This window comes from Streptomyces sp. NPDC018610 (assembly GCF_044391765.1).
Taxonomy (GTDB): Bacteria; Actinomycetota; Actinomycetes; order Streptomycetales; family Streptomycetaceae; genus Streptomyces.
The window spans coordinates 321,952-348,919 of sequence record NZ_JBISAL010000011.1; the positions used below are offsets into that span (position 1 = coordinate 321,952).

General features: G+C 70.3%; 20 protein-coding genes. 16 read left to right on the top strand and 4 right to left on the bottom strand.

Features of this window, described 5'->3' with window-relative positions; all coding sequences use genetic code 11:
- Positions 1-972 precede the first annotated feature (972 nt).
- From ACH5A8_RS27890 to ACH5A8_RS27930, 9 genes are all read left to right on the top strand, one after another.
- Complete coding sequence (locus ACH5A8_RS27890; RefSeq protein WP_399006446.1) at positions 973-3,198, top strand: M4 family metallopeptidase; 2,226 nt, start codon at positions 973-975, stop codon at positions 3,196-3,198.
- A gap of 335 nt (positions 3,199-3,533) precedes the next feature.
- Positions 3,534-6,764 carry an AAA family ATPase gene (locus ACH5A8_RS27895; protein ID WP_399006448.1) on the top strand — a complete coding sequence of 1,077 codons (3,231 nt, stop codon included), beginning with the start codon at positions 3,534-3,536 and terminating at the stop codon, positions 6,762-6,764.
- Between the two features lie 218 nt (positions 6,765-6,982).
- Positions 6,983-8,686, top strand: a complete 1,704-nt coding sequence (locus ACH5A8_RS27900; RefSeq protein ID WP_399006449.1) for a serine/threonine-protein kinase — start codon at positions 6,983-6,985, stop codon at positions 8,684-8,686.
- 326 nt (positions 8,687-9,012) lie between these two features.
- Complete coding sequence (locus tag ACH5A8_RS27905; RefSeq protein ID WP_399006451.1) at positions 9,013-11,052, top strand: TerD family protein; 2,040 nt, start codon at positions 9,013-9,015, stop codon at positions 11,050-11,052.
- Positions 11,053-11,273: 221 nt separating this feature from the next.
- Positions 11,274-12,503 (top strand): HNH endonuclease, encoded by a 1,230-nt coding sequence (locus ACH5A8_RS27910; protein ID WP_399006453.1) that lies wholly within the window; start codon positions 11,274-11,276, stop codon positions 12,501-12,503.
- 271 nt (positions 12,504-12,774) lie between these two features.
- Complete coding sequence (locus ACH5A8_RS27915; protein WP_399006454.1) at positions 12,775-13,038, top strand: hypothetical protein; 264 nt, start codon at positions 12,775-12,777, stop codon at positions 13,036-13,038.
- A 293-nt stretch (positions 13,039-13,331) separates the two neighbouring features.
- Positions 13,332-13,649: a ferrous iron transport protein A gene (locus ACH5A8_RS27920; protein ID WP_399006456.1), complete on the top strand. Its 318-nt coding sequence runs from the start codon at positions 13,332-13,334 to the stop codon at positions 13,647-13,649.
- Complete coding sequence (locus ACH5A8_RS27925) at positions 13,646-15,586, top strand: ferrous iron transporter B (protein WP_399006458.1); 1,941 nt, start codon at positions 13,646-13,648, stop codon at positions 15,584-15,586. The genes ACH5A8_RS27920 and ACH5A8_RS27925 overlap by 4 nt, the downstream gene beginning before the upstream one ends.
- Positions 15,583-16,161 carry a NifU family protein gene (locus ACH5A8_RS27930; protein WP_399006460.1) on the top strand — a complete coding sequence of 193 codons (579 nt, stop codon included), beginning with the start codon at positions 15,583-15,585 and terminating at the stop codon, positions 16,159-16,161. The genes ACH5A8_RS27925 and ACH5A8_RS27930 overlap by 4 nt, the downstream gene beginning before the upstream one ends.
- A gap of 82 nt (positions 16,162-16,243) precedes the next feature.
- Here the strand turns inward: ACH5A8_RS27930 and ACH5A8_RS27935 are convergent, their stop codons facing one another.
- Together ACH5A8_RS27935 and ACH5A8_RS27940 are read right to left on the bottom strand one after the other, a co-directional pair.
- Positions 16,244-16,429 carry a DUF397 domain-containing protein gene (locus ACH5A8_RS27935; RefSeq protein ID WP_399006462.1) on the bottom strand — a complete coding sequence of 62 codons (186 nt, stop codon included), beginning with the start codon at positions 16,427-16,429 and terminating at the stop codon, positions 16,244-16,246.
- The gene (locus ACH5A8_RS27940) at positions 16,426-17,286 is read right to left on the bottom strand and encodes a Scr1 family TA system antitoxin-like transcriptional regulator (protein WP_399006464.1); all 861 of its coding nucleotides are present in this window, start codon (positions 17,284-17,286) and stop codon (positions 16,426-16,428) included. Before ACH5A8_RS27940 ends, ACH5A8_RS27935 begins: the two co-directional genes overlap by 4 nt.
- Before the next feature lie 161 nt (positions 17,287-17,447).
- On the opposite strand from ACH5A8_RS27940, the gene ACH5A8_RS27945 reads away from it, so the two are divergent.
- Positions 17,448-17,945, top strand: coding sequence for an ATP-binding protein (locus tag ACH5A8_RS27945; RefSeq protein WP_399006465.1), 498 nt, complete (start codon positions 17,448-17,450; stop codon positions 17,943-17,945).
- A gap of 59 nt (positions 17,946-18,004) precedes the next feature.
- Here ACH5A8_RS27945 and ACH5A8_RS27950 read toward each other — a convergent pair whose 3' ends face one another.
- Positions 18,005-18,484 carry a DUF2690 domain-containing protein gene (locus tag ACH5A8_RS27950; RefSeq protein ID WP_399006467.1) on the bottom strand — a complete coding sequence of 160 codons (480 nt, stop codon included), beginning with the start codon at positions 18,482-18,484 and terminating at the stop codon, positions 18,005-18,007.
- A 533-nt stretch (positions 18,485-19,017) separates the two neighbouring features.
- Between ACH5A8_RS27950 and ACH5A8_RS27955 the strand changes: the two genes are divergently transcribed.
- Genes ACH5A8_RS27955 through ACH5A8_RS27970 form a run of 4 tightly spaced genes read left to right on the top strand, consistent with a single transcriptional unit; the run spans position 19,018 to position 24,032 of the window.
- Complete coding sequence (locus ACH5A8_RS27955) at positions 19,018-19,863, top strand: hypothetical protein (RefSeq protein ID WP_399006469.1); 846 nt, start codon at positions 19,018-19,020, stop codon at positions 19,861-19,863.
- Positions 19,864-19,869: 6 nt separating this feature from the next.
- The gene (locus tag ACH5A8_RS27960) at positions 19,870-21,204 is read left to right on the top strand and encodes a ParB N-terminal domain-containing protein (RefSeq protein WP_399006471.1); all 1,335 of its coding nucleotides are present in this window, start codon (positions 19,870-19,872) and stop codon (positions 21,202-21,204) included.
- Positions 21,201-23,084, top strand: coding sequence for a DEAD/DEAH box helicase (locus tag ACH5A8_RS27965; RefSeq protein WP_399006473.1), 1,884 nt, complete (start codon positions 21,201-21,203; stop codon positions 23,082-23,084). The genes ACH5A8_RS27960 and ACH5A8_RS27965 overlap by 4 nt, the downstream gene beginning before the upstream one ends.
- A 9-nt stretch (positions 23,085-23,093) precedes the next feature.
- Positions 23,094-24,032, top strand: coding sequence for a DUF3883 domain-containing protein (locus ACH5A8_RS27970; RefSeq protein WP_399006475.1), 939 nt, complete (start codon positions 23,094-23,096; stop codon positions 24,030-24,032).
- A 61-nt stretch (positions 24,033-24,093) separates the two neighbouring features.
- On the opposite strand, the gene ACH5A8_RS27975 is transcribed toward ACH5A8_RS27970, so the two are convergent.
- Positions 24,094-25,278, bottom strand: coding sequence for a DNA cytosine methyltransferase (locus ACH5A8_RS27975; protein WP_399006476.1), 1,185 nt, complete (start codon positions 25,276-25,278; stop codon positions 24,094-24,096).
- A gap of 485 nt (positions 25,279-25,763) precedes the next feature.
- Here ACH5A8_RS27975 and ACH5A8_RS27980 point away from each other — a divergent pair, with 485 nt between their 5' ends.
- Both ACH5A8_RS27980 and ACH5A8_RS27985 read left to right on the top strand, forming a co-directional pair.
- On the top strand, positions 25,764-26,147 hold the full coding sequence (locus ACH5A8_RS27980; protein WP_399006478.1) for a very short patch repair endonuclease: 384 nt from the start codon (positions 25,764-25,766) through the stop codon (positions 26,145-26,147).
- 180 nt (positions 26,148-26,327) lie between these two features.
- Positions 26,328-26,636: a hypothetical protein gene (locus ACH5A8_RS27985; protein WP_399006480.1), complete on the top strand. Its 309-nt coding sequence runs from the start codon at positions 26,328-26,330 to the stop codon at positions 26,634-26,636.
- The last annotated feature ends 332 nt before the right edge of the window (positions 26,637-26,968 follow it).

Consider the following 26,968-nt stretch of genomic DNA (forward strand, 5'->3'; position numbering starts at 1 on the left):
ATCACGAGTGAAACGGGCAAAGGTCCGGAAAGCCACGGAAATAGAGATAGGCCCCAAACAGGACGCCTGTACGAATACCCTCAATGCGGGCGAGCAGCGCCCGAGTTGGTGTGCGAGCCGCGCGCCCGTGTGTGCCGGCTCACTCGGGCGCGAGCGGAGTGCGCATGCGCGCGAGCACGTCGAAGGGGCCCCCGGGTCCAGCGGCGGGCACCGTCCGGCCGGTCTGTGGCGCAGGTCACCGATTCAGCCGGAGTCCCGTCAGGCGGAGTTCGCCCGCCCGCCGTCCGCCGCCTGCCGCCCGCCGCCCGCCGCCCGCCGCCCGCCATGAGGCGTCCGGAGGCCGTCGTCCGTCATGGCGCCTTCGTGTGCGTGCCCGTGTCCGCGTTCCTGCTCGTCCGGCCGTCGTCCGGCACGAACACGCTCAGCCGGTACGTGGTCGGCCGCGCCAGCCGCCCGCAGAGCGTGTCGATCCGGGTCGTCGCCCCGTCGATCCGCTTCCCGTCGATCCGCACCTCGCCGGCCCGCAGCCCGCGGAGGTACGCGCGCCAGTGCGCCTCGTCCCGCGTCTCGAAGAGGACTTCTCAGCGGCCCGTGCCGGGTTCCGCGCCGGCGGCCGACCGCCGTGCCGCCTCCTGCCGCCCGCGTCCGCGCTTCCGTTGTCCCGGCATCGACCCAGCATCGCCCGCCCCGGCCCCCTGCGGCAACGGAGATCGCGCTCCCCTTCCCGCGGCCGGGCAATGCCGCCCGACCCGGCGCCGCACCGTGCCGCGCCGGGTCGGGCGGGGATAGGGAAACCCCTCTCCCTCGGTGCAGTGCCTGGCCGGTGGGGCCGCCGCCTTCCGACACTCGTGCGTCGGCGCGGCTCGGCCCACGAGCGGCGCCGACGGTCCCCGCAGCGTCCGCCGCCTCCGTCACCGCCCCGCGACCAGGCGACGGGCTCCCGTGCACGAGGTGAAAGGAACTCCCCGCTCCATGGACATACGAAGAGCCGCGAGACTTCTGACGGTCACTCTGGCGTGCGTGTCCGCGTCCGCCGTCGCCCTGCCCGCCGCCACGGCGGCCCCCGCGCCGCACCGGAACCCCGCCCCGGCCGGCGCCGCGGCCTTCGCCGCCGCTCCGTACACGGCTGACCCGACGCCCGCCGTGCGCGACCGGGTCGTGGGCGACGCGCGCAAGGCGCTGGCCGCACACCCCGGCGCCGCCCACAAGGCCGACGGAGACGCCTTCGCGGTCCGCAACCTCGTCGTCGACCGCGACGGCTCCGCCACCGTCCGCTTCGACCGGACGTACAAGGGACTGCCCGCCTACGGCGGCGACGTCGTCGTGCGCCTGAGGAAGGACGGCACGTACGACTCGCTGGCCACCGGCTCGCGAACCTCCGGTGCGGTCTCCACCCGGCCCGAACTGGCCGCCTCCCGGGCCGCCGCGGTGTCCAGGGCGGCCTTCGACGGCCGCGTCGCATCCGTCTCCGCCTCGCACCTCGCGGTGCAGATGGAGGGCGCCCACGCCACCCTGGTCTGGGAGACGGTCGTCAGCGGCGTGCGCCAAGACCAGACACCGAGCCGCCTGCACGTGCTGGTGGACGCCCGTACCGGCAAGGTCGTACGGACCAGCGACGAGGTGGACACCTTCGCGGCGCCGGGGACCGCGCCCGCCGCCCGCCCGGCATCCACCACGGCGAAGGCCTCCCGCACCGTGAAGGCCGCCGTCACGGCGGGGGCCTCCGGCGCCGCGAAGGCCGCCGCGCCCACCGTCGCCGGCACCGGCCAGTCGATCTACAGCGGCCGCGTCTCCCTCGACGTCACCCAGTCCGGCAGCGGCTACACGATGCAGGACCCGGCGCACGGCAACGGCTACACCACCAACCTCAACCACGCCACCAGCGGCACCGGCAGCGTCTTCACCAGCTCCAGCGGCACCTTCGGCAACGGCTCCACCAGCGACCCCGCCTCCGCCGGCGTCGACGCCCACTACGGCGCCGCGAAGACGTTCGACTACTACAAGAACGTCCAGGGCCGCAACGGCATCTTCGGCGACGGCCGGGGCGTGCCCTCACGGACGCACTACGGCAACGCCTACGTCAACGCCTTCTGGGACGGCGCCCAGATGACCTACGGCGACGGCCAGGGCAACGCCCGTCCGCTGGTCGAACTCGACGTCGCCGGGCACGAGATGAGCCACGGCGTCAGCGGCGCCCTCACCGGCTGGGACGAGACCGGCGAGACCGGCGGCATGAACGAGGGCACCAGCGACATCTTCGGCACCATGGTCGAGTTCTACGCCGACAACCCCGTGGACACCCCCGACTACACCATGGGCGAGCTCATCAACATCAGCGGCGACAACCGCCCGCTGCGCTACATGTACAACCCCTCCCTCGACGGCCATTCGCCCAACTGCTGGAGCAGCGGCAACGGAAGCCTCGACCCGCACTACTCGATGGGCCCGCTGAACCACTGGTTCTTCCTGCTGGCCGTCGGCAGCGGCGAGCACGGCTACGGCAACAGCCCCACCTGCGACAACTCCACCGTCACCGGCATCGGCAACGACAAGGCCGCCAAGATCTGGTACAAGGCGCTGGCCTCCTACGCCAACAGCAGCGAGAACTACCACCAGGCCCGCACCGACTCGCTGCGCGCCGCCGCCGACCTCTACGGCGCCCACTGCGCCGAGTACAACGCCGTCGCCGCCGCCTGGGCGGCCGTCAGCGTCACCGGCGCCGACCCCGTGCCCGGCACCTGCAACAGCCAGCCGGGCGCGCCCTCGGTGACCAACCCGGGCAACCAGAACGGCGTCGTCGGCACCGCCGTGTCCCTCCAGATCCAGGCGAGCGACCCCGGCGGCAGGACGCTCACCTACAGCGCGACCGGGCTGCCGGCGGGACTGTCGATCGACTCCACCACCGGCCGGATCACCGGCACCCCGACCACCGCCGGCACCTCCTCCGTGACCGTCACGGCGAAGAACACCGACAACGCCACCGGCACCGCCTCCTTCACCTGGACGGTCACCGGCGGCGGCACCCCGCCCCCGCAGGGCTGCGGCAACCTGCCGGCCTGGAGCGCGACCACCGGCTACGTGCCGGGCGACCAGGTCTCGTACAACGGCCACAAGTGGTCCTCGCAGTGGTACTCGACCGGCGCCGAGCCGGGCGCGCCCGGCTCCTGGGCCGTCTGGAAGGACGAGGGCGCCTGCTGAGGCCGCTCGCCGGGCGGCGGTGACCGCCCGCGCCGGGCGGTGGCGCTCCTGACCGACCGCTCCTGACCGCCTCTGACCGGCACACAGCCACCGGGCCGTCGGCGCATCCGCCGACGGCCCGGTCGGCGTGCCCGGGAGCCATGTCCGGGCCTCCGACGGACGGCCCCGGGGCCTTCGGACGGGCGCCGCCGGCAACCGCGATTGGTCTTGACCTTTCCGCGAAGGCGGCCCTACATTCGGCGCGGCGCGATGAAGGGCAGGTTCCCGCCCGGCGGCCGAAGCGTGCGCGATCGGCGTCCGGCGCGTGAACGAGGCTGTGTCCGGAAGGGCTTGCGATGACCGAGCCGACCACCCTGCCGACCCACGGACCGGCGAGACCCGAGCCGCCCGCCGACAGGCCGATGGAGCCCCGGCCGCCCGCCGACAGGCCGATGGAGCCCCGGCTGCCCGCCGACAGGCCGATGGAGCCCCGGCTGCCCGCCGACAGGCCGATGGAGCCCCGGCTGCCCGCCGACAGGCCGATGGAGCCCCGGCAGCCCGCCGACAGGCCGATGGAGCCCAGGCTGCCCGCCGACAGGCCCATGGAGTCCCGGCCGCCCGCCGTCGCACGCGAGGCCCTCCGCGACACCGTACGCACCCACCTGACCGGCACGGGCGGCGTCCTGCTCACCGGCCCGGCGGGCATCGGCAGAACCACCCTGGCGTCCCGGCTGGCGGCGGACCTGGCCGTCCGTGGCCACCGGATCCTGCGCTGCTCGCCCGCCCCGTCCGAACGCGACAGCCCCTTCCTCGGCCTCATCGACCTCCTGGCCCCGGTCGGCGACGACGCCCTCGCCGCGCTCGCCGCCCACGAGAGAGCCGTACTCGAAGGCGCCCTACTGCGCGCCGCGCCGCTCACGGGGACCGATCCGGCCACCGGACGCGACGCGCTCGTCCTGCGCATCGCCGTCCGCAAGGTCCTCGCGCGGCTCGCCGGCGCCGGCCCGCTCCTGCTGCTCGTCGACGACGCCCAGTGGCTCGACGCGCCCACGGCCGACGTCCTCAAGTTCCTCGCCCGGCGCGGCGGTTCGGGCACATCCGTACTCGTCACCCTGCGCACCGCCGGCGGGGCGGACGGGCCCGGCGCCTCACCCGGCCGGACGCGTGAACCGGGCACGCGGCCCGACGGGACGTACGGATCCGGGACCGCCCCTCGCCAGGTGCGCGGACCGTTGCCCCCGCTCCGACAGGCCGACGTACTCAGCGACTTACCCGGCGGGGCGGACGATCTCGCGAGCGCCCTGGAGCTGTGCCCGCCCCCGGCCCGCAGGATCCCCGTACCGCCCATGACCGCGCACGAGACCGCCGAGCTGCTGGAGGCGCACGACCACCCCGCCTGGCCCCGGCCGCTCGCCGCCCGACTGCACCACGCCGCCGGCGGCAACCCCCGCACGGCGCTGGAACTCAGCTCCGCCCTCGACGACCGCGTCCGCGTCCAAGGGGCGGATCCGCCCGACAGCGCGGAACCGCTCCCCGTGCCGGACTGTCTGCGCCGGCCGATCCTCGACCGCATCGACGCCCTGCCCGCCCGCGCCCGGCAGACACTGGTCACCGCGGGCGCCGCCGTCCGCCCCACGGTGGAGCTGCTGCGGCGCGCCGGCCGCCCGCACGCAGCGGCCGACGTCGACATCTGTGTACGGCACGGCCTCCTCGGGGTCTCGCGGGCCACGCGGGCATCCGACCACGGGATCATCAGGTTCCCGGACCCGCTGACGCCGATCGTGCTGGCGGCCGAGACCCCGTACGAACACCTCATGCGGGCGCACCGCGCGCTGGCCGAGGCCTCCGACGACGCCGTCGAGCGCGCCCACCACATCGCCCGCCTCACGGCCGGCCCCGACCCGGCCGTGGCGCAACGGCTCGCCGACGCGGCCGGCGCCGCCCGCCGGCGCGGCGCCCCCGCGATCGCGGCACGGCTGGGCCGTATGGCCGCCGAGCACACCCCCGCCGACCAGGCCCGCGCCGACGTCGACCGCCGGCTCACCGCCGCCGAGGACGGCCTCGCGGCCGGAGACCTCGACTTCGCCCGGCAACTGGCCCACGAGGCCCTGGCCGAGGCCGACCGGCCCGCCGACCGGGTACGGGCCTGGAACGTCGTCATCGACTCCTGCGGCCAGGCCATGGCCGAGATCGCCGACGTGTTTCCCGAGGCGGTGCGGGACGCCGGCGGCGACCCGGGGCTGCTGGCCCCGCTGCACTACCGGATGAGCTGGCGCGAGTGGATGGTGGGCGGCTCCGCGGCGCGCGCCCACGGCCACGCCGTCCGTGCCGCCGAACTCGCCGCGCGGACCGGCGACCGGCACACCGAGCTGATGGCGCTGACCCAGCAGGCGGCCCTGGAACTCTTCCTCGGGCATCCGCGTGCGGAGACGACCCTGGCCGCCGCCCTCGCCGCGCCGTACGACGCCCACGCCATGACCCACCACAACGGCCCCGCCTACCTCAAGCACCGCTTCCACCTCGCCCGCGACGAGCTGGACCAGGCCCGCTCCGAACTGCGCACCCTCGTCTACACGTTGCGCCAGCGAGGCTCGGCCGACAGTCTCAGCCACTGCCTCAACGGCCTCGCGCAGGTCGAGATCCTCCGCGGCCGCTGCCGGCCGGCCCTGACCCTCGCCCGGCAGAGCCTGCGCATCACCGAGGAGGCGGGACTGAGCCCAGGGCCCGCCTGGTACACGGTCGCGCTCGCCGAGACGGCGGGCGGCAGCCTGAGCCAGGCGCTCGCCGCCGCCGAGACGGCCGGACGGCACAGCGAGGACGACGACGACCGGCTCTTCCTGCCCCGCGCCCTGCATGCCGAGGGCAGGATCAGGCTCTTCGCCGGCCAGTACGACCGGGCCGCCGAACTCCTCTCCAGGACAGCCGCGTTGGAGACCGGCCAGGGCCAACGGGACCCGGCGGCCCGGCGCTGGCACGCCGACCTCGCGGAGGCCCTGGCCGGCAGCGGCGCGGCCGACGAGGCGGAAGCCGTCATCGCCCGGGCCCGCCACCAGGCCGAACGCCTCGGCCGGCACGGCGTCCTGGCCACGCTGGACAGAGCGAAGGCCGCGGTCAGCACGTCACGAGGCGAACTGGGCGACGCGGTACGGGGGTTCGAGGAGGCCGCGACACGGCTGCGGGTCACCGGGTACCCCCTGGAGGAGGCCCGCACCCGGGTCTGCCTGGGCCGCGTCCGCCGCCTCGCCGGGGACGAGACGGCCGCCCGGGCCGCCTTCGCCGACGCCCTGCGCGTCTTCACCAAGGCGGACGCTCGCTCCTGGGTCGCCATGACCCGCGCCGAACGCGACCGCGCGGCCGACACCCCCGTCCCGCTGCCCGCCGTCGGCTCCTGGTCCGAACACCTCACCTCGACCGAACGCAGCGTCGTGGCCCGCGTCGCCCAGGGCGCCACCAACCGGGAGATCGCCACCGCCCTGGTCCTCAGCGTCAAGACCGTCGAGGCGGCCCTCACTCGCGCGTACCGCAAGCTGGGCGCGAAGTCGCGCGTGGAGATCGCGCGGATGGTGATGACGAGGCCCACGGCGTAGGACTCCGGGAGCGCGCCCGGCGTCGCGGCGCCGCGCGGGACGTACCGGCTCCGCGTCCCGCTGTCGTAGAGACGTACGAGTGTCGTAGGGGCGTACGAGCGTACGGGCCTCCGCGACGCTTCGTGACGAACCGTGCACGCGAATCGCTGCCCAACTGGCGTACGTCCATGAGATAGTGCTGCTATCCAAAGGCGCGCGGCACGGCGACGGGGGCACGGATGGCAGTCCGGTTCACTCCTCTCGAGGACGACGACCCGAAGCGGGTCGCCGGGTACGAATTGAGGGCCCGCCTGGGCGCGGGCGGCATGGGGCGCGTGTATCTCGCCTTCAGCCCGGGCGGGCGGGCGCTCGCCGTCAAGGTCGTACGGCCTGACTACGCCCAGGACCCCGAGTTCCGCCGCCGCTTCAAGAGGGAGATCGCGGCCGCCCAGAGAGTGCAGGGGCTGTACACGGCGCCCGTCGTGGACGCCGACGGCGAGGCGAAGCTCCCGTGGCTGGCCACCGCCTACGTACCGGGGCCGTCGCTGCAGCAGGCCGTCTCCGAGCACGGACCGCTCCCACCGCTCACCGTCCTCAGGCTGCTGGCGGGCGTCGCCGAGGGCCTCGCCGCCATCCACGCCTGTGAGTTGATCCACCGCGACCTCAAGCCGGCGAACATCCTCCTGGCGGACGACGGCCCCCGCGTCATCGACTTCGGCATCGCGCACGCCGCCAGCGCGACGACCGCCACGAGTACCGAGGTCCGTATCGGCACCCCCGCGTACATGGCTCCCGAACAGATCCGCGCGGGCTCGGCCAGTCCGGCGACCGACGTGTTCGCGCTGGGCAACCTGGCGGTCCACGCGGCCACCGGGCACGCCGCGTTCGGCGAGGGCAACTCGGAGGCCCTGTTCTACCGGATCATCAACGAGGAGCCGTTCCTCGACGACTGCCCGTCAGAGGTGCGCGACATCGTGGAGCGGTGCCTGGCCAAGGCCCCGGAGGAGCGACCCGCCGTCGACGAGGTGATGCGCCACGCGCGCCGGCGGACCGAGGGCGAGACGCTGGGCCTGGCCGGCTCCTGGCTGCCGGAGACACTGGCGATCTCGCTGGCCGGCTACGACACGGTGAAGTACAAGAAGACCGCCACGACGAAGAAGGCGAAGACGGCCCCGACGAAGCCGGCGACCACCGCCACCAAGGCCGGGTCCGCGACCAAGACCACCACCGAACCGAGCAAGAAGCCGGCCAAGAAGCCGACCACCGGGCCGACCAGGACCACCACCAAGCCCGACGCCGGCAAAGCCGGGAAGACGCCCCCCACGGCGGACAGTTCCGTCGGCTCGGTGCTCGGCTGTCTCCTCTTCGTCGCCATCGTCGTGGTGATGGCCATCGGCCCCGACAAGGTGCTCGCCTGGGTCAGGTCCGAGGGCAAGCCGTCCGGAACCGCGGCGGAGGCGGGCCCGACCCGCCCGGCCCCGGCGTTCGGCGCGACCACGGGCGCGAGCGGTGGCACAGGCACGGGCAGCGACACGGACACCGACACGGGCACCCCCACCGGCTCGGGCACCGATACCGGCTCGGACACCGCCGAGGACCCGACGCAGGACGAGACGGCCGACGAGCAGCCGGACGGCTGCGCACAGGGAAACCGCGTCTTCAGCAGCCAGACCGCCATGTACGACAAGACCGACAGTGCCACGTTGAGCGTACTGGCCTCCAACCTCGACGCGGCGGCGGACGCCGCGGGCGACTCCGCAGTGGAGTCGGCACTGCGTGACATCGCGGACGACACCCGGGCGATGAGCACCGCCCAGGCCGGGGTCGACGACGCGGGCGAACGCCGGGACGCCGACGCCCTCGGCAGGTACTCCACCGCGTTCGACTCGGCGTTCGAGGAGTGGCAGAAGGACACCAAGACCTTCCAGTCGCTGTGCACCTGACCCCGTCGGCCTCCCGAACCTGACCGCCCGGCTCCGGCGGCCGGCAGCGTTGTCGGTCCGCTCTGCCGTCATCCCGCCATGCACTGGCGGGCGGGTGGCGAGGGGAGTCGCGGACCTGCCGGAGGCGTCCCAGCGCCGGCCCCGGGCCACGCCGGGAGCCGCCCCCGCCGAACTGGAGGAGCGACTTCCGAACGACCCCTTCCGCCCCGCTCCATGGGCACTACAGTTACTTGTGTGTGGCGCGTCACTCTGCGTCGCGATGTGAGGCGGCCGGGACGGGAGTTCCTCGTGCCCGGCTTGCGTACGGTGGGGGCATAGTGCATGAAATGATCAAGGGCTCGAACGTCTCTCTGGGAGCCCTGAGCGAGAACGTCGGCTCGGTGCTCGTCAGTCTGGGCTGGGGGAGCCCGACCGGCGAGGGCGACGCGGACGTGTCCGTCCTGCTGCTGGACGTGAACGGCAAGGTGCGCAGCGACGCCGACTTCTACTTCTACAACAACCCGGTGGCCGCGGACGGAAGCGTGCAACTGCTCGGCAAGACGCCGACGGCGGACGGGAACGAGGACCGGATCAGCTTCGACCTGACCGCCGTCCCGCCCGAGGTCGAACGCGTCGTCGTGGCCGCCAGCCGCTACGGCGAGGCCCGCTTCGGCGAACTGGAGGACGTACGGCTCTCGCTCGCGGACGGCGCGGGCGAGGACCTCCTCCACTTCGCCATCGACGACGCCGACTCGGTGAGCGCGATCATCTTCGGTGAGCTGTACCGTCGCGCCGACGAGTGGAAGTTCCGGGCCGTCGGCCAGGGATACGCCACCGGCCTGGCCGGACTGGCCATGGACTTCGGGGTCGACATCGAGGACGACGCGGCCGCGGTGGAGGCGCAGGAGGCCGCCGCGGCCGACGAGCGGGCGGACCTGACGTCACCGACCGCGGCAGACGAGGAGCCGGCCGCGCGAGCGACGTCGGAGGCTGCCGTCCCGGCTCCGCGACCGCCCGAGGACGACGCCGGGCAGAAGAAGCCGGCCACCCGCCCCCGCACGGCGAAGAAGAAGGTCACGCTGCCCAAGGCGGCCAAGAAGTCCCTGGCGGAGAACGACGCCTGGCGGGCCGCCCGGCTCTTCCCGGTGTCCACGCTCAAGAGCGACCGGGACCGTGAGATGCGGGCCACCTCCGTGCTGCTGTCGGTGATGGCACAGGTGCCCGAGTTCGGCAGGAGGCTCACCGCCGCGTTCGGGGCGCCCGCCGGCCGGATGGAGACCTTCACCGAGGTCACCCTGCCGCACGGCGACACCCCGCGCCGCCCCGACGGAGTCATCCGCGTCGAGCGCGCCGGGAAACTCTGGACGGCGCTGGTCGAGACGAAGACCAACGGCAACGCCCTCAAGTCCGACCAGGTCCAGGCGTACATGGACATAGCCGCGCGCCGTGGCTACGAAGCCGTGATCACCCTCTCCAACGACGTCGCGCTGGAGGGCAGCCCTCTGGTCGACGTGAAGATCGACCAGCGTCGCAAGCACAAGGTGGGGCTCTGGCACCTGTCGTGGGCGGAGGTCGCGCACCAGGCGCAGATGCTGATCCGCCACGAGGGCGTCGGCAACGCGGCACACGCCTGGCTCCTCCACGAGCTGCTGCACTACCTCCAGCACGACAACTCCGGCTGCCACGGCTTCCAGAACATGGGCCCGGCCTGGGTCCCCGTGCGCAACGGAATCGACGACGAGACCCTGTGCCAGGGTGACGCACGCGCCCTGGAGGTCGTCGAGAGCTGGGAGCGCCTCATCCGCCAGGTGTGCCTCGGACTGGGCGGCGAGTTGGGACAGAAGGTGCTGCCCGTCCAGCGCGCCAAGCGGGGAACGGACCCGGGCGCCCGCCGCAGCGACCTCGCGGACCGGCTCTGCCGGGACGGCAGGCTCTCGGCGGAGCTGCGCATCGAGGGAACGCCCGGCGTCCTGGCGATCACGGCCGACCTCCGCACCGGCAAGCTGCGCACCTCCATCGACATCCCCGCACCCGAGCAGGGCTATCCCCTGTCCTGGGCCAAGCGGCTCGTCAGGCACCTGACCGACGCACCGGCGGACCTCCACGTCGAGACCCTCGTCGAGGGGGAGACCGGCGGCCCCCGAGGCACCCTGGAACGCCTCCGCCCCGAGCCGGCGGACATGCTGCCGAAGGACAACACCACCCGCATCACCGGCTTCCGGCTCTCCCTCCTCAAGAGCATGGGAAGCAGCCGCGGCAACGCCGAGACCGGCTTCATCCGCAGCGTCGACGACGCGGTCCACCGCTTCTACACCACAGTGGTCACCCACCTGGACCGTACGACGCCCCGCCGGGGTCCGTCGAAGGAGGGTTCGGCGGCCTCCTGAGCCGCGCCGACGTTCTTCTTCACCACGCGAATCACCAGTGATCACCGCCGCGCCGCCTGGGTATTCCGGTAGCAGGACCCGGGCGGCGCGGTGTTGGCGGTGAACCGGGGGCGGACAGGAAGAAGTGGTCCAAGTCAGTCCGGGCCGGCCTCGGCACGGCGTGTCAGGGCCGCCCATCGGCGCCGCATGGATTGTCATACCGTCCGATTAGTCTTCGGTGGATGGGGCTTGGGGACATCAAGTACGAAGATGTGATCGCGGCAACCGAAGAGTTCCGCCGTCTGGGGCGGGACATCTTCCTCCAGACGTACGGATTCGGGCGGGCCAAGTCGTACGAACTGGTCCTGGACGGCTCTCGCTTCGACTCGAAGGCCATCGCCGGTGTCGCTCACGGGCACGCCACCGGCGACTTCCTGAGCGCGAAGGATTTCAGCGGCGGCGCCGCCACCGTGGCCCGACGCCTGCGCGAGCTCGGCTTCGTGGTGGAGACCGGAGCGATGTCACCGAACCGTGCGACCCTGTTGGAGCGCCTTCGACAACTCAAGGTCTCCCGTGGCCCCGGGAACCCCGCACCCAGCCGCCACCAGCCCTTGAGCCTCCTGTGGGCCATAGGCCGCGAGGCCGACGAGCGGCCCCGCATGACCCCATGGCCACAGTTCCGGGACGAAGTCGGTCCGCTCCTCGTCGAGTTCGGCCTCCCGAACGCGAAGGCCACACCGGAGTACCCCTTCTGGCACCTCCGGGGCAGTGAACTGTGGGAGGTGCAGGGCATACCGGCCGAGCGGGTCAGGGAGATGCCGAAGGTGAGCATCCTCAAAGCGCATCACCCGCTGGCCGGCTTCAAGGAAGAGACCGCCGCACTCCTCAGGGACCCGGTCACCCGTCTCGACGCCATCGCCACGATCTGCGAAACCTATCTCGCGGACGTCGACCGCCAGGCGCTCTTCAAGCGAATGGGCCTGGACGGATACACCACGGCAGGCAACCTGGCGAGCCCGTCGGAGGACGAGACCAGCGGTGCCGATGTGGACGAGTACGGGCGGGTGACCACCCCCGCACCGCGCCGTGACGCGACCCGCTCCGTCATCGTCCGCGACGAGGCCCTGGCCAGGAAGGTCAAGGAACTCGAGAACGATCAGTGCCAGATCTGCGGCACGGCGCTTCGCTACTTGAACCGCCCGTACAGCCAGGCAGCCCACATAAGAGGCCTGGGCAGACCCCACCACGGTCCGGACGAACTGCAGAACCTCCTGTGCCTGTGCGCCAACTGCCACGTCCTCTTCGACGGCCTGGAGATATACGTCGACCCTGACGGCCTGGTCAGAGGAACGAGAGACAGCAGACACCCCCGCCCGCTCCGCCGGGATCCCGGCCACCCGATCGACCAGGCGCACCTGGACTACCACCGCGACCTGTGCAGGATCAACGCGCGTCAGCCTGCGGCGGGCTGAGTCTGTCTTCGCGAAGACCCGGCCCACGGGCGCCGATCCTGCTCGGCGTCCGGTCGCTGTGACCGACGACCTCGGCACCTGGCCTCGGCACAGGGGAGATACGCACGAGGTTCCAGCAGCATCTGGCAGACGCGCTCGACGAGTCGGTGATCGCGCAGCCGCTTCCGGCGGACGCCGTTCAATCACCGGTCCGCCGGCTGGCCGATCCGGACAGGGTCGGCCGGTACGCCCAGGGCACCGGGGCCCACGGCATCGCATTCGTCCCGTCGAGATGGGCGGCCGTCGAGCCGCCGTCTGGGACGACCCCGCCCAGGACGCCGCCAAGATCCGCCGGCTGAGCCGAGCCGTGCACGCGGTCGAGCCCCTGGGCACCGGTCACTACATCGCCGAGACCGACCTCACCGCCGCGGCGACCCGAGCCCGTCGATCCTTCACCCCGGAAGACCGGCAGGGCCTCCAGCACCTCAAAGCGCGGTACGACCCCGACGGCGTCTTCTGCACCTACCTGACACCGGAGGACGCCACGCCAACGTAGCCCGACGCTCCACGGCCGCCGCCACCGAGAACCCCGGGCGCCGGCCACCAACTGCGTGCCGCCCGCCGCCTGCCGTCGGTCGTCGGTCGTCGAAGGGGGAGAGGCTGGGCGGCCGGGTGGCCGGTGCGGTGAACGAGCCGGCGGCAATGCTCGGTCGACGGAACCGGCGCCGGACCACACGGCACCGGTGCCCACCGGGCGGCGACCGTGGAGACGAACCCGACATTGCCGCCGCCGGGGCGAAAAGTTAGCCTTCCCTAAGCTACTCAAGTGATCCGGGGTCGAGGATGGCGATGGTCTCAGTGCAGTCGGGTGCGCGCCAAAAGGGCGGCCCGTCCACGTCGGCGGATTTCTCGGCGGAGGATCCCTCGCAGGACGCGCCACTGGCCGACCTGCGCCCCGGGATGAGCGGCCACGTGGTCGGCATCGACGAGTCGGTCGAGCCGAGCACCGCGCGACGACTGGCCGACCTGGGCTTCGCCCCCGGCGCCGAGGTCACCGTGCTGCGCAAGGCGCCGCTCGGCGACCCCTTCGTCTTCCAGGTCGTGGACTACGAGGTGGCACTGCGCAAGGCACAGGCCGCCGGCATCCGTGTACGGCGCACCGCGTGAGCGCCCACTGCGGTCCGGCGGCGGACCGGACGGTCACCGGCGCCACGCGTCTGGCCCTCGTCGGCAGCCCGAACTCGGGCAAGAGCACACTCTTCAACGCCCTCACCGGCCTGCGGACCAAGACCGGCAACTACCCCGGGGTGACCGTCGCCCGCTACGAGGGAGTCGCACGGGTCGACGGCCACGAGGTGGTCATCGAGGACCTGCCCGGCACCTACAGCCTCGACCCGATCAGCCCGGACGAGCAGGTCGTCGCCGACGCGCTCGACCCGGACAACCCCGCCATCGGCACACCCGACGGCATCCTCGTCACGCTCGACATGACCACGCTGCGTCGCTCCCTCGGGCTGCTCGCCCAGGTCATGCGGACCGGACTGCCGATCTGCGTGATCCTCACCTTCCGAGACGAGCTGACCCGCCGCGGCGGCGCCCTCGACGTCCCCGCCCTGCGCCGCGCGCTGGGCGTGCCGGTCGTCGCGGTGACGAGCGGATCACGCGAGGACCTGGCGCGGTTGCAGTCCCTGCTGGCCGACTCCGCCGCGTGGGAGCGCCCGGTCGTCCCGCCGCCCACCGATCCCTCGCAGCGGCGCGCCTGGGTGGAGTCGCTGCTGGGGAGCGCCGGCTACCAGGTGCCCGAGGTCGACCGCCGCACCCGGCGCATCGACGCCGTCCTGCTGCACCCGCTGTGGGGCACGCTCATCTTCTTCGCGACCATGTTCGCGTTCTTCCAGATCATCTTCACCGTCGCGGCACCGCTGCAGGACGCCGTGCAGAGCGTCTTCGACTGGCTCGGCACGCAGGTCACCGAGCACGCCTCCAACCCACTGCTCTCCGGGTTCCTCGGCAACGCCCTGATCGGCGGCGTGGGCGGTGTCCTGGTCTTCCTGCCGCAGATCGCCCTGCTGTTCCTCATGATCTCGCTGCTGGAGGGCAGCGGCTACCTCTCCCGCGCGGCGTTCCTCATGGACCGGCTCATGGCCAAGGCCGGGCTGGAGGGCCGGGCGTTCGTCGCCCTGCTCTCCTCCCTCGCCTGCGCCATCCCGGGCATCATGGCCACCCGCTCCCTGCCGTCCGCCAAGGACCGCTTCGCGACCATGATGGCCGCGCCGCTGATGACCTGCTCGGCACGCCTGACGGTCTACGTCCTGCTGACCGGCCTGCTGGTCACCCCGGGCGCCAGGGTGGGCCCCTTCGGCGCCCAGGGCGCCGTCATGTTCGCCCTGTACCTCGTCGGCGCCCTCTCGGCCATGGCGACGGCCTGGGTCTTCAAACGGTTCAGCAGCCGGGGCGGCCCGATGCTGCCGTTCTACATGGAGATGCCCTCCTACCGGCTGCCCCGCCCGCGGTCGGTGGCCGACGCCATCTGGAGCGCCTGCAAGGGCTTCCTGCACAAGGTCGGCCGCGTCATCCTGCTCGTCACCGTAGGGCTGTGGCTGCTGCTCAGCCTGCCCATGCACAGCGACGCCCAACTGCGCTCCGCCGGTGTCGACCCGGCCGACCGGACCGCGGTCTCGGCCTACGAGATCGACCACAGCTACGCCGCCGACATCGGACACGCCATCGAACCCGTCTTCGAACCCCTCGGCTTCGACTGGCGGATCAACATCGGCGTGCTGGGATCGCTGTCCGCCCGCGAGGTGTTCGTCGCCACCCTCGGCCAGGTCGCCGCCGCCCAGGACGCCGAACAGCCCGCCGAAGCCCTGACCCACATGACCTACACCGACGGACCGCACCAGGGTCAGAAGCTCTTCACCCCGGCCACGACGGCCGCCTTGCTGGTCTTCTTCCTCTACGCGCTGCAGTGCATGTCGACCATCGGGGTCATGCGCCGGGAGACCGGCTCGTGGAAATGGCCCACGATCGCCTTCGGCTACATGTTCGTACTGGCCTGGGGCATGGCCTTCCTGACGCACACCGTCGTCGGGGCGCTGACATGAGCCTCGTCCCCATGCACCCCGAGGCCACGGACGACCCGCGGACCGTCCGCTGGGTGATCCCCGCCGGCACGCTGCCGGTCGTCGGAGAGGTGGCCGAGGCGCCTGACCCGCTCGGGGAGATGCTCCGCTCCGAGGTCATCGCCTCCATCGAGGTGGAGACACAGGCGGTGGTGATCCGGCTGACCGACGGCCACACGTGGTCCGGCACAGGAGCGCGGGTGCGCGACGCGCTCGGCACCGCACTGGGCCACCCCCAACGGTGGCGGCCGGCCGGCACGGTCACCGAGGACGACATCCTGCGCGCCGCGCTGAGGGACGTCCTGGACGGCCCCGCCGGCGACTACATCCGCTCCCACGGCGGCGAAGTGACGATAGTGTCCGCCCACGACCGACGCGCCGAGGTGCGGATGGCGGGCACCTGCACCCACTGCCCGGCCGCCGGATTCACCCTCCACTCCCGCCTCGAGTCGGAGCTGCGCGCCCGGTTCCCCGACCTGCTGGAACTGCGGGCCACGGAGGAGCCCGGCAGGGCGGCGAGGCCCACCTGGCTCACCCTGCGCCGCCGTGGCGCCTGACCCACACGGCCGACCGAGCCCCCTGAGAAGACGCCAAGCGCCCCGCACCGGAGTACCGACGCGGGGCGGCTGTCGTGAAGAGTCAGCGCTGTGCGGCGTAGGTGATGAAGTCGCTCCACGCGGTGGGGGAGAGAGCGAGCTCAGGGCTCTGCAGGTCCTTGGAGTCCCGCACATGGACCGCCCGCGTGCCGGCCGCCACCTCTACGCAGCTGTCCCCCTCGGAGCCGCTGTAACTGCTCTTGAACCAGGCCAGTCCGGACATGTTCATAGCGCTCCTCGCATTCGCTCCAGCAGGCCCAGGGAGTCGTCGGGCGTCAGGGCCTGTGAGCGCAGTTTCGCATAGCGCTGTTGGAGCACGCTGATCTCCTTCGGATCGGCGATCAAGCGCCCGTTCTTCTGTCCCTCCGAGTAGCCGAACCAGCGATTGTCGGGTGTCTCAGCCAACTGCAACGGGCCATCCAACCCCGCATGCGACGGCCTCCGTGTCGGCATCACCTGAAACTCCACGTTCCAGTGCTGCTTGATCAAGGCCACCAAGTGGTCGAAGAGTTCCCGCGACACCTCCTCCCCACCCGTCCACCGCTCCAGCACCGCCTGCTCCACGATGAAGCTGAACGCCGTCGGCGGTGTCCGCGTGACGGCCAGCAGCTCCTGCCGAGCCAGTCGCGCCGCGATCCGCTGCTCCAGCTCCACCGGGTCGGGCAGCGGTGGCACGTCCAGGGACACCGCCCGCGCGTAAGCCTCCGTCTGCAACAAGCCGGGCACCACCCGGCATTCGTACGTGTACAGGCTGATCGCCGTAGCCTCCAACCGGGCCCACTGCCGGAACCAACTCGCAAGTCCCGCCTGCCGGGACAGATGGGGCGAGGCCTTCCGCAGCGCCCCCGTGTTGCCGAGTGCGGGCTCGGCGCGCTCGACGAAGTCGCGGTCCGGCATCCTGCGGCCCTGTTCGACGGAGGCGACCGTGTGCTTGGAGAAGCCGACCAGATCCGCGAACTCCTCCCTGCTCAGCCCCGCGTGCTCCCGTAAGGCCTGGACGACCGCGCCGAAGGTGCGCAGACTGTCCGACGCCGCCGGCTCCGTACCACCCGCCCCCGTACCGCCGTCCGTGCTCTCATGGGCCACAGTCGGCCACCTCCCGTGCCACCCGCCCGCCGTACCGCTTCCGACTCAGGCCATCGTCACGCACGGTGTCGGGTACAGTCCACTCACTGTGCGCGTACGCCCACGGAGAGTACGCATCGCGGCCCTGGCGAACCCGCCCTTTCCGGCATCACATTGGGCACATGACACCACCGTCCACCCCGGCGACTCCCCAGGACATCGTCACCGTACGTGTGTTCACCCAGCGCTTCAGCTCCACCCCGCGGGGCGCCCGCCTCGCCCGCCGGCTCACGCTGCACCAACTCGACGCCTGGGGGCTGCCGTACGACAGCGAGGCGTCCGACACCGCGGCGCTGCTGATCGCGGAGCTGGCGGCCAACGCGGTGACGCACGGCCGCGTCCCCGGCCGGGACTTCGAGGTAGCCGTCGATCTCCTCGGCGGGACCCTACGCATCGAGGTCTCCGACACTCGGACCGAACTCCGTCCCTCTGCCCCGGGAACGCCCCGCCCCACACCCCGGCCGCTCACGGAAACCGGCCGGGGCATGCTCCTCGTAGAGGCCCTGGCCAGCCGCTGGGAGATCCTGGATCGCCCCCCTGTAGGCAAGACGATCGCCGCCGAACTGGACCTACCGACGGACCGCGCCGAGGGAACGAGAAATCCCGCGGAGCCGACATGATCGGAGACGCGCGAACCTGTCGGGACTCGGCTGAGCCGACGGGCAGCGGGGCGGGTGAATCAGTGCCAGCCGGTGCAGGACCAGCTGCCCCCTCGGCCGTCGTACTGCTCGACGCACGCACGGTAGGCGTTGCTGGAGCCGACCATCGGCGTGTACGCCTCGTAGGAGGGCGAGGCGTTCGCGATATACGCATGCCCCTTGCGAATCTCGATCTTGAACCGCCAGGAGCTGTTCGCCTTCTGGATCCGCGCCCAGGCGGCACTGCACCGGGCGGAGTTGCGGAGCTCCACCTGCGGCCCACCGCCGGCAGGGCTCACCTTGGCGATGACCTGGGCGCCGGAACCGCACCCCTCACGCTGAGGATTCTTCCCCGTGCACGCGGAGCTCTTGCACGCGGTAGGCGCGGCAGCCTCGGCCGACAAACCCGAAACCAGCAACAACGCCGAGGCCAGAACAGCAGCACCGACAGACGAGACAACTGAACGACGAACGACCACAGGGCTCTCCTTCACCGCACCGGAGAAGCGCACGTGGAGCATGTTCTCCAGTGCCCCCGGCGCTCGCCCTGAATGCTGCTCCGACAACCACCCCCGAAATCTCCCCCCACCACCACACCACCCCACCGAGTGAGCCCAACCAAGAAGCCCACCCGCGCCCGACGAACTGCGCCGCACGCCCGCATGACCTCGCAAGAGCGCCTTGACGGCCCGCGAGCCCCACCCTGAACTGCTGTCAAGCCCTCAAAGATCAACACGCTTCGGACACGGCTCCGGAGGGCGCTTCGCCTCCCAGACAAAGTGCTGGCCCCGGGCCTGATCTCTGCGCAGTGGCCGGGCTCCGTCCACGGATGGTCCACGAGGTAGCGTTCCACCCGCTCGATCCCGGCAGTCCGGGGATCCGCCAGGCCGCGGTCGAGAAGCGGGTGACCTTGGCCCGAGACCGTTGTCATACCCCATTGCTACGATTCTCGCCCTGCTCTTTGGGGGGGGCGGATTTGTCTGCTGGCCTGCGCGCGACACCGAGCACAGGGAACGAGCACGTCCAGCTGGCTAGAGGAATGGGGAAGTGAAGTATGGGGGCAGAGGAAGCCGCGCCGTGTCGTCACGCGGGAGCTCCTCCGGTCGATGTCGTCGAGCGGGTTTCCCGGTTGATCCGAAGCCTCGGGGCCGAGGAAGCTCTGCTCACCCGTCATGGCATCACCGTGGAGGAGTTCCGCGAGGCCTTGGGGCCGACGATCGAGAAGATGCGCGGAAGCTCGAGCGCTGGCGTCGGTGACCGACGACAGTTCATGCGAGGCATGCTGAGACATCTGGTGACCAGCGGGCTGGTCACCCGCTTTGAGGAACCTCAGTATGGCGACGACACCGTCTATCGCTTGTCGATTCCTGGGATGGCCGAGGACGTGGCCATCATCCAAAAGGGTTGCCCTGACGGGGCGCACGGCAGCACCAGATGGTTGGTGCCCGACTGGGCTGGCGAAGCGTACTTGTGGTGGGTGTGCGACAGCATGAAGTACGAACCGGGCTCCCACGTTCACAAGGGTGTCCAGCGGCTCTTTCAGCGCTTCAGCGACGAGCGGCCCGACCAGCTCGCCGGGGTGATCTTCCATAACGAGTTGTGCGGCGGGTCCCGGCGCCTGTGTCCGAAGATGGAGCACGCCGTTACGATCGACGGGCGTGAGACGCCGCCGCCCTGTGTCTACGTGATGCCCGATCGGGATCCTTCCGCGAACGAGTGGAACTGGAACGGCGGCCAGAAGCGCGTGTTTCCCGCCGTGCTGATGAAGGCCTTCGGCATCCCGGCGGAGCACGCGTCGTTCTTCGTGGGCGACGTCGGCTACCGCTTCATCGGCGGCAAGCGCAAGACCAACATCGTTTCGCGTTATGGCCTGGCCCGCACGACCTCGCACAGGAGTTGATCCCGCATGCACTTCTCTTCTCTTGACCCGGATAGGTCTCAGTTCCTCGCGGCGCGCCTGAGCGGGGTGCAGAAGACCATGCCGGTGCCCGCGTGGCCGCGCTCCGAGAAGGAGCTGCCGGTCGTGGAGCTCGAGGTCGCCTGGGTGCGATTCTCGGTCATCAATCACCGTACCAAGGCTGAGCAGATGCGCGAGCAGCGCAAGGCCGGCCGCGATGACCTGTTCAGGCGGGACCCTCTCGGCAAGGAGGCGCAGGACGCCCAGTACCGGATTCTGTGCAGGCAGGAGGGCTTCGAGGACCTCAAGAGCGACTTGAAGACCCGGGGACAGCAGGAGCCGGCGATCGTCACCGGCGACGGAGTCCTTATCAACGGCAACCGCCGTTCTGCGGCAATGCGTTCGCTGTTCGTAGACGACGACGTGCGGAGCGCTCGCTATGTCAAGTGCCTGGTGCTTCCGGCGGACGCGACCGCTGCCGAGCTGGTCGACCTCGAGACGGAGCTTCAGGTCGCAAAGGATTTCAAGCAGGACTACTCATGGATCAACGAGGCCTTGCTCATCGAAGAGTTGTACGAGCGCGAGAACAAGGACTTCAAGCGTGTCGCCGAGCGCGTACACCGCAAGCATGAGGAGGTGCGCGACTACTACGAGAAGATTCAGCAGGTTCACCAGCTGGTGGCTCTCTCCAACGGGACGCGGGAGTACGTCGACTTCATCCCCAACGAGTCGGCCTTCGCGGAGCTCGCGAAGCACATCAAAAACAAGTCCGAGACGGAGGCGAAGGCGGTCAAGGACGTCTACTTCCTCGGCACGCTGGCTGGCGTGGAGTACCGGAACCTGCGTCACCTGCGCCGTCCGGACGCAGCGGAGCTGGTAGTCGACGAGCTGCGGACCAACGCCACCCTGGCTCCGCTGCTCGAGGCCCTGCCGCAGGCCTCGGGGGCCGGTCCCACCTCCGAGGACGACGACCTCTTGGACTCTTTGCTCGACGACGAGCCGGCTGGTTCCGAGCCGCTGGAGGACCTTCTGCGCCTGGTCGCCACGAAGGGGCCCGAGGAGACCGTCCAGGTCGCGGACGGAGGGTCGATTGAGATGACCGACCTGCTGAAGAGCGTGCGCGCCGTCGTCAAGAGCGCCGCCCAGGAGGCGGCCGAAGACACGCAGGACCGCAGAGAGATCACTGCGCCGCTGGAGCGTGCGGAGAAGGCCGCCCTCGAGCTGAAGCGCGCGATCGACGCGCTGCCGAAGGCCCGCCGTTACGACGAGTGGGACGAGAGGGAGTTCTCTGCGAGGATCGAGAAGCTCGGTGAGCTTCTCCGGACGGTCAGGGAAGCGTCGTGATCTACGCCGAGCTGTACCAGGACCCGAGGCCGGTCGTCGTTCTCGAGAAGCGGTCCGGGGTCAGCCTCGGCGCGTGGGCGAGCGTCCAGGAGGCGCTCGCCAGGGGAATCGTCGGCGGTTCCATCGACCGGACCGAGGTGCGGGTCGAGGTGTTCCTCGCCGAGCTCAACGCCATCGGAGCGGTCCGCAGGCGCTATGACCAGAAGGTCGATCTCGGCCCGTTGCTGCGGGAGCAGATCCAGGCGCTGGCAGCGGACCAGAAGCAGCGGCAGGCCGCTCTGGATGCACCCGTGTCCTCGGTCTCCCTGTCCGACCTGGAGCAGCAACTGGTGGACGCGGGTTTCACCAGGACGCTGAAGCCGTTCCAGCTGGAGAATTTGGCGCGGATCGTACGGCTGCCGCACGCCGCGGACTTCTCCGTGCCCGGGGCTGGCAAGACGACGGTGGCGCTGGCCAACCACTGCGTGGCGCGTGCCCGGGGACAGGTCGAGCAGCTGTTGGTGATCGCGCCCATCGCCGCTTTCTCCGCCTGGAAGGAGGAGGTCGAGGCTTGTCTCGATCCGGCGCCGAATCTCGTCGTCCACCACGGCTCCGCGTCTTTGATCCCGAAGAGCGCGCAGATCCTGCTGACGAACTACAACCGGGCGGCGAGCGACTACGACCGGATCAGGGACTTCGTGGTACGTCGTCCCACTCAGGTCGTTCTGGACGAGGCGCACCGGATCAAGCGGGGTTCGGGCGGCGTGCACGGGCGCGCTGTGCTCGACCTGGCGTATGCGGCGCGCCGCCGCGACGTGCTCACTGGGACGCCTGCTCCTCAGGGTGCGCACGATCTCGTCGCCCCGGTGCGGTTCCTCTATCCGGGCCAGGACCGCAAGATCCTCCCGGAGAGCGCCTACAACGAGCGCAACGGCCGCGACGAGGACGTGGTCCGCGACACCGGCAACGCCATTTCGAAGTACTTCGTCCGGACGCCGAAGGCGCGCCTGGAGTTGCCGGAAACGAAGATCATCCCCGAGGTTATGGAGATGCGGCCGATCCAGCGGGCGATCTACGAAGCGCTCGTCGGGCGGTATCGAGGGGAGTTCGCGCTGGCCGTCAAGGAGCGCCGGAACTTCGACCGGCTCGGCCGGATCATGATGTACCTGCTGGAGGCGGCCACCAACCCGGCGCTGCTCGTGGCTGGCTCCGACAGGGACGACGAGGACAGTTTCCTTCACCCGCCTTTGGAGGTGAAGGGCGACGAGCCCTTGGTGCGATTGCTCCAGCAGTACCGGGCGCACGAGGTCCCGTGGAAGTACGAACGCGTCCGGGAGATCGTCGCGCAGGAGGCGGCGCGTGGCCAGAAGGTCCTCGTCTGGTCGACGTTCGTCCGCAACCTGAAGATCCTGCGCACCTTCCTGAAGGAGTACGAGCCCGCAGTGGTGCACGGTGGTATCCCTTCCGCGGACGGGAATCCGCCGGCGGGCGCGGTGACCAGGGAGGCTGAGTTCGACCGGTTCCGCAACGACCCGTCGTGTCAGGTCCTGTTGGCCAACCCTGCTGCCTGCGGCGAGGGTGTCAGCCTCCAGCATTGGTGCCATCATGCGGTCTACCTGGACCGGACGTTCAACGCCGGTCACTACTTGCAGAGCCAGGACCGCATCCACCGTATTGGCCTTGCCGAGGGCACCCTCACCCAGTTCACGCTTCTGCTCAGCCAGGACACGATCGATGAGACCGTGGACGGACGGCTGCGGGACAAGATCGAAGCCATGGCCAAGCTGATGAACGACCCGGGTTTGGTGCGCGTTTCACTTCCCGAGCCTGACGAACACGTCGGCGGGGCGGCCGCCGTGGAGGACGACATGCAAATCATCGCGGCCATGCTGCGCCACTGAGGGGGGCCTGTGGATCTGCTCCCCCGGCACGGCGTCGTCTTCGCCGTGCTCCATCTCGCCCGCGTGGCGAGACTCGCACCACGTAGAGGCGTCGACGAGTGGGTGAGTGCCGCGTTGCTCCACGGCTCCTATATGACGGCGGCGACCGATCTGTGGTCGCCGGCGCGGGCGCTGGTCCGTTCAGGGCTCGCGTCGCTGGGCGAGGAGGGAGACATAAGGGTGGCGCGCTCGCTCGCCGCCGTGGCGGCGTCGAAAGTGGGAGCCCAGCATGCGATGCGTCATGCGGCGGTCGCGTTGCTGGCCTCCCAGCCTCCGGCGTGGTTGCGGGTCGCCGTGAGCACGGAAGGTGTCGAGCGCGTCTACATTCCTCAGCCGGACCTCGACGCTCTCGGTTGGCTGGAGGATGGCCTCGACGATGTCCTGGTGGAGGCTTGCCAGCTCGTCGGCGATCCTGACGGCGCGGATCTGGCCAAGGAGATCGGCGACGCCGCGGAGGAGATCGTCGTCGCGGCGCTGCGTGCGGCGGGCAAGGAGCCCTTGCATGTCGCCCGGATCTCCGACGGCTACGGGTACGACGTGGACGTGCCCGAGGGGCCCGTCCGATTCCTCGAGGTGAAGGCGGCCGGGCCGAAGACCCTGTCGCGCTTCCACCTCTCCCGCCACGAGTTCGACACGAGCGTCCGGCGGGGCGACGCCTGGTGTCTGGTCCAGGTGGTCTTCGAGGCGAGTGCGTTCGTCGCCGACCCGATCACGGCTGCGGACGTCAGCCACATACGCGAGCTGCCCGCCTCGGCGTTGCGGGACCTCGTGCCCGCGAATTCTTCCGTATTCCGGTGGGAGGACTCAGCGCTCATCACTCCGCCACCGGACGCATGGCGGTCGAGCACGCTGGAACCGGATCCGTCCTTCGTCCGGCCGGGCTTCGCGGTTGCGCGCAACCAACTCTGAAAGCGTGGGCCCCGACTCTTGTCAGAGTCGGGGCCCCACGGTTCCGATCAACTGCCTCGAGTCAGCGCTTGGAAGCCCCTTCGATGAGCGGCCGCAGGTAGTGCTCCCCCAACCAGGCCACCGCGTTCACGCAGACGGCGTCGCCGAAGCCCATGAGAGCCTGGTTCGTCCGTTTGGGGAGCGTGTAGTCGTCCGCACCCATCAAACAGGCATATTCACGCGGCGTCATCCAGCGAACCCGCAGGCCGTCTGGGGCGATCCGTACCACGGCTTGCTTGGAGGACCCGCCGCCCGTTGTGCGGAGGCAGCCGGCGACATCGTCAGCACGGATCTCCCAGGCTGGCACGCCATTGCGCGTCCGGCGGTACGCCGTCCGGTATACGACCGATCCGCTGTCCTGAAGCTTCTCGACGCGTTTGCGCTGGACGCTGGAGAGCTCAGATTCGAACTTTTTCCGTTGCAGGTCGTCCCACCAGAGGTCCTCCGCCACCGGCGGATTCTTCTTGATGAGCTCTGTCCAACCCTCGGAGCGATGCGGCGGCGGGCTGGGAAGAGCGGCCCGGTGAGTGATCAGTTCATCGCTCTCGAACAAGTGATTCAGCCATGCTGGGCGCAGGAAGAAGTTGCGACTGTCAGGGGCCTCCTCCTCCGGCGTTTGCATGGCGCCGACGATGAAGAGGCGAGGTCGGGATTGCGGAACCCAGCTACGCGCATCGAGGGTCAGAACGTCTACCGAGTAGCCGAGACCATTGAGCGCCTGCACTGCTGTCTGGAGGTCCTTGCCGCCGTGGCTGGTCGCGAAACCGTTGACGTTCTCCAAGGCGACCACCGGAGGTCGGTGACTGCCCAGATCGGCGAGGATCTGCATGAAGTCGTAAAACGTGCCCGAGTGCTTGCCCGCTAGCCCCTTCCGGCCACCGGCGAGGGAGAGGTCAGTGCAAGGGAAGGAAGCCCAGGCGAGACCGAGGTCCCGCGGCAGGCCGGGAGCGTCTCCAGCCTCAGCGAGCTTTTTGATGTCGCTCAGTACATAATGGTCGCGCTGATCTGCGAAGTGTGCACTGTACATGTCGTGTTTGTCGGACGACATGTCGTTCGCCCAGGTGACCCGCAGGCCGGCCTTCTCCAGACCCAGCCGTGCGAGCCCGATGCCCGCGAAGAACTCAGCGACGGCGAGGGTCGGCGTGGCCGGTTGCTCGGGCGACGCGGCAGGAGCGGGCACAGTGGGTGTTGCGGGCGCGAGTGTCACCCTCCGGATCCTAAGGCACCGCTCCTGATCCTCTTCGATCGGTGGGGAGAAGCCCGCGCGAGGGGGAGCGCCCTCCGATGTGAGAACAGGCGCGTCCGGATGGGCCGCCTCGGCGCAGGTCGCTGCCTCCGTTCCGGATGCCCCCGAGCGGTTGTGATCACCGTCCAGTCCTACTCCTCCGGGGCCCTGGCCGACGTACGTCCTGTCGACCGTCGTAGACGTTCGGTCGTTCATGATCCTGCTCCCGATACCCCTCGCCCGATGGCACGCGTTGCGCGCTGCTTCTTGCAGGCGCGGCCGCGGTCATTCGGTCGTCAACGTAACTCGGGCCACTGACAGTGATCCCCGTTACTGTCGCCGGTTTTCGCCCCCAGGCACGGACCTGCCGAGCGTGCTGAGGGGGGGAGTGCGGGAGAAGCGCCATACTCGTCTGCGTGAGTGAATCGCGTGAATCGTGGGCATCGACTCCCGGTACGAGGGCGAGCATGCAGGCGAATCGGAGCCGGGACACCCGGCCGGAGCTCGTCTTGCGCCGGGCCGTGCACGCGCTTGGGCTCCGGTATCGGGTCGCGACCCGACCTATCCCGACTCTGCGGCGCACCGCCGACCTGGTCTTCCCACGACAGAAGGTAGCCGTGTTCCTCGACGGTTGCTTCTGGCACGGCTGTCCCGAACATCACACGAAGGCCGCCAGGAACTCCGATTACTGGCAGGCGAAGGTCCGTCGCAACCGCGAGCGCGACCTGGACACCACGGAGCGCCTCGCCGCAGAAGGGTGGCTTGTGCTGCGCTTCTGGGAGCATGAGGACCTCGCGGCGGCCGCGCTGGTCGTACAGCGAGCGATATATGAGCGCCGGGCTAGAACGTAGCGGTCCAGTGCTCAACTTTCAGTCGGCGTCGGAATCCGCATCGGAAGGCTGGGGAGCATGCCCTGACCGCCTGAATCACGAACGCGCTGCGCAGCCTGGGTGACTCGCCCGCTCGTGAGCCACAGCGGTCACTGTAGCCGTTGTAAGACCCGTGAGGGAATAGCGGTCGGGCTCGCCACTGTGACGCTGGCTCTGGCGGAGCAGGAGCAGAAAATGCCGTCACTGGAAGAGCTACGTCCCGCCTTCCGGTGGGTGGTCATCCCGAAGAACTCCGAACTTGACCCGCCGGAGGAGCTTGACGACGCCTACGGGTGGATCTCCAAGAAATCGCTTCTCGTCTCCTCCCTGGAAGACCTGAAGATCCTTCGCCATGTTCAGTATCGGATCCCCTTCAAGCTGGACGGCCCTCCGCGGCAGGGGACACCTCCCGTCGGCGTCGGCGCACGCTCAACACGGCGGTCGAATACGTCATCGAGCGCAGGCTTCTGACGGAAAACCCACTCACCGCCATCAAGAAGGTGAAAAGTGCCTCATCGGACCGTGTGGGCCCCCGTGTTCACGTGAACAAGACGCAGGCTGCTCAACTATTCGCCGAGGTCTCCTACGTCGGGACATGGGGCCGCAAGGGGGGCCTGCGGCTGGTGGGCTTCTACGCGGTCATGTACTTCGCGGGGCTCCGCCCGAGTGAGGCGCCTCAAGTAACGGAAAGAGCTTCCCGACGTCGAGATAGCTCAGCGGATCTTCCCAGTCCGCAGTGGCCATGTACTTGAGAGACTCGTCTCTCTGTTATCTGGTTGTCGCGCTCTGGCCGATGTGGTTCA

What these genes read in the sequence shown, in the direction of transcription:
- ACH5A8_RS27890 (WP_399006446.1), top strand. Translation starts at nt 973, where the DNA reads ATGGACATACGAAGAGCCGCGAGACTTCTGACGGTCACTCTGGCGTGC.
- ACH5A8_RS27895 (WP_399006448.1), top strand. Translation starts at nt 3,534, where the DNA reads ATGACCGAGCCGACCACCCTGCCGACCCACGGACCGGCGAGACCCGAG.
- ACH5A8_RS27900 (WP_399006449.1), top strand. Translation starts at nt 6,983, where the DNA reads ATGGCAGTCCGGTTCACTCCTCTCGAGGACGACGACCCGAAGCGGGTC.
- ACH5A8_RS27905 (WP_399006451.1), top strand. Translation starts at nt 9,013, where the DNA reads ATGATCAAGGGCTCGAACGTCTCTCTGGGAGCCCTGAGCGAGAACGTC.
- ACH5A8_RS27910 (WP_399006453.1), top strand. Translation starts at nt 11,274, where the DNA reads ATGGGGCTTGGGGACATCAAGTACGAAGATGTGATCGCGGCAACCGAA.
- ACH5A8_RS27915 (WP_399006454.1), top strand. Translation starts at nt 12,775, where the DNA reads ATGGGCGGCCGTCGAGCCGCCGTCTGGGACGACCCCGCCCAGGACGCC.
- ACH5A8_RS27920 (WP_399006456.1), top strand. Translation starts at nt 13,332, where the DNA reads ATGGTCTCAGTGCAGTCGGGTGCGCGCCAAAAGGGCGGCCCGTCCACG.
- ACH5A8_RS27930 (WP_399006460.1), top strand. Translation starts at nt 15,583, where the DNA reads ATGAGCCTCGTCCCCATGCACCCCGAGGCCACGGACGACCCGCGGACC.
- ACH5A8_RS27935 (WP_399006462.1), bottom strand. Translation starts at nt 16,429, where the DNA reads ATGAACATGTCCGGACTGGCCTGGTTCAAGAGCAGTTACAGCGGCTCC.
- ACH5A8_RS27945 (WP_399006465.1), top strand. Translation starts at nt 17,448, where the DNA reads ATGACACCACCGTCCACCCCGGCGACTCCCCAGGACATCGTCACCGTA.
- ACH5A8_RS27950 (WP_399006467.1), bottom strand. Translation starts at nt 18,484, where the DNA reads ATGCTCCACGTGCGCTTCTCCGGTGCGGTGAAGGAGAGCCCTGTGGTC.
- ACH5A8_RS27955 (WP_399006469.1), top strand. Translation starts at nt 19,018, where the DNA reads ATGGGGGCAGAGGAAGCCGCGCCGTGTCGTCACGCGGGAGCTCCTCCG.
- ACH5A8_RS27960 (WP_399006471.1), top strand. Translation starts at nt 19,870, where the DNA reads ATGCACTTCTCTTCTCTTGACCCGGATAGGTCTCAGTTCCTCGCGGCG.
- ACH5A8_RS27980 (WP_399006478.1), top strand. Translation starts at nt 25,764, where the DNA reads ATGCAGGCGAATCGGAGCCGGGACACCCGGCCGGAGCTCGTCTTGCGC.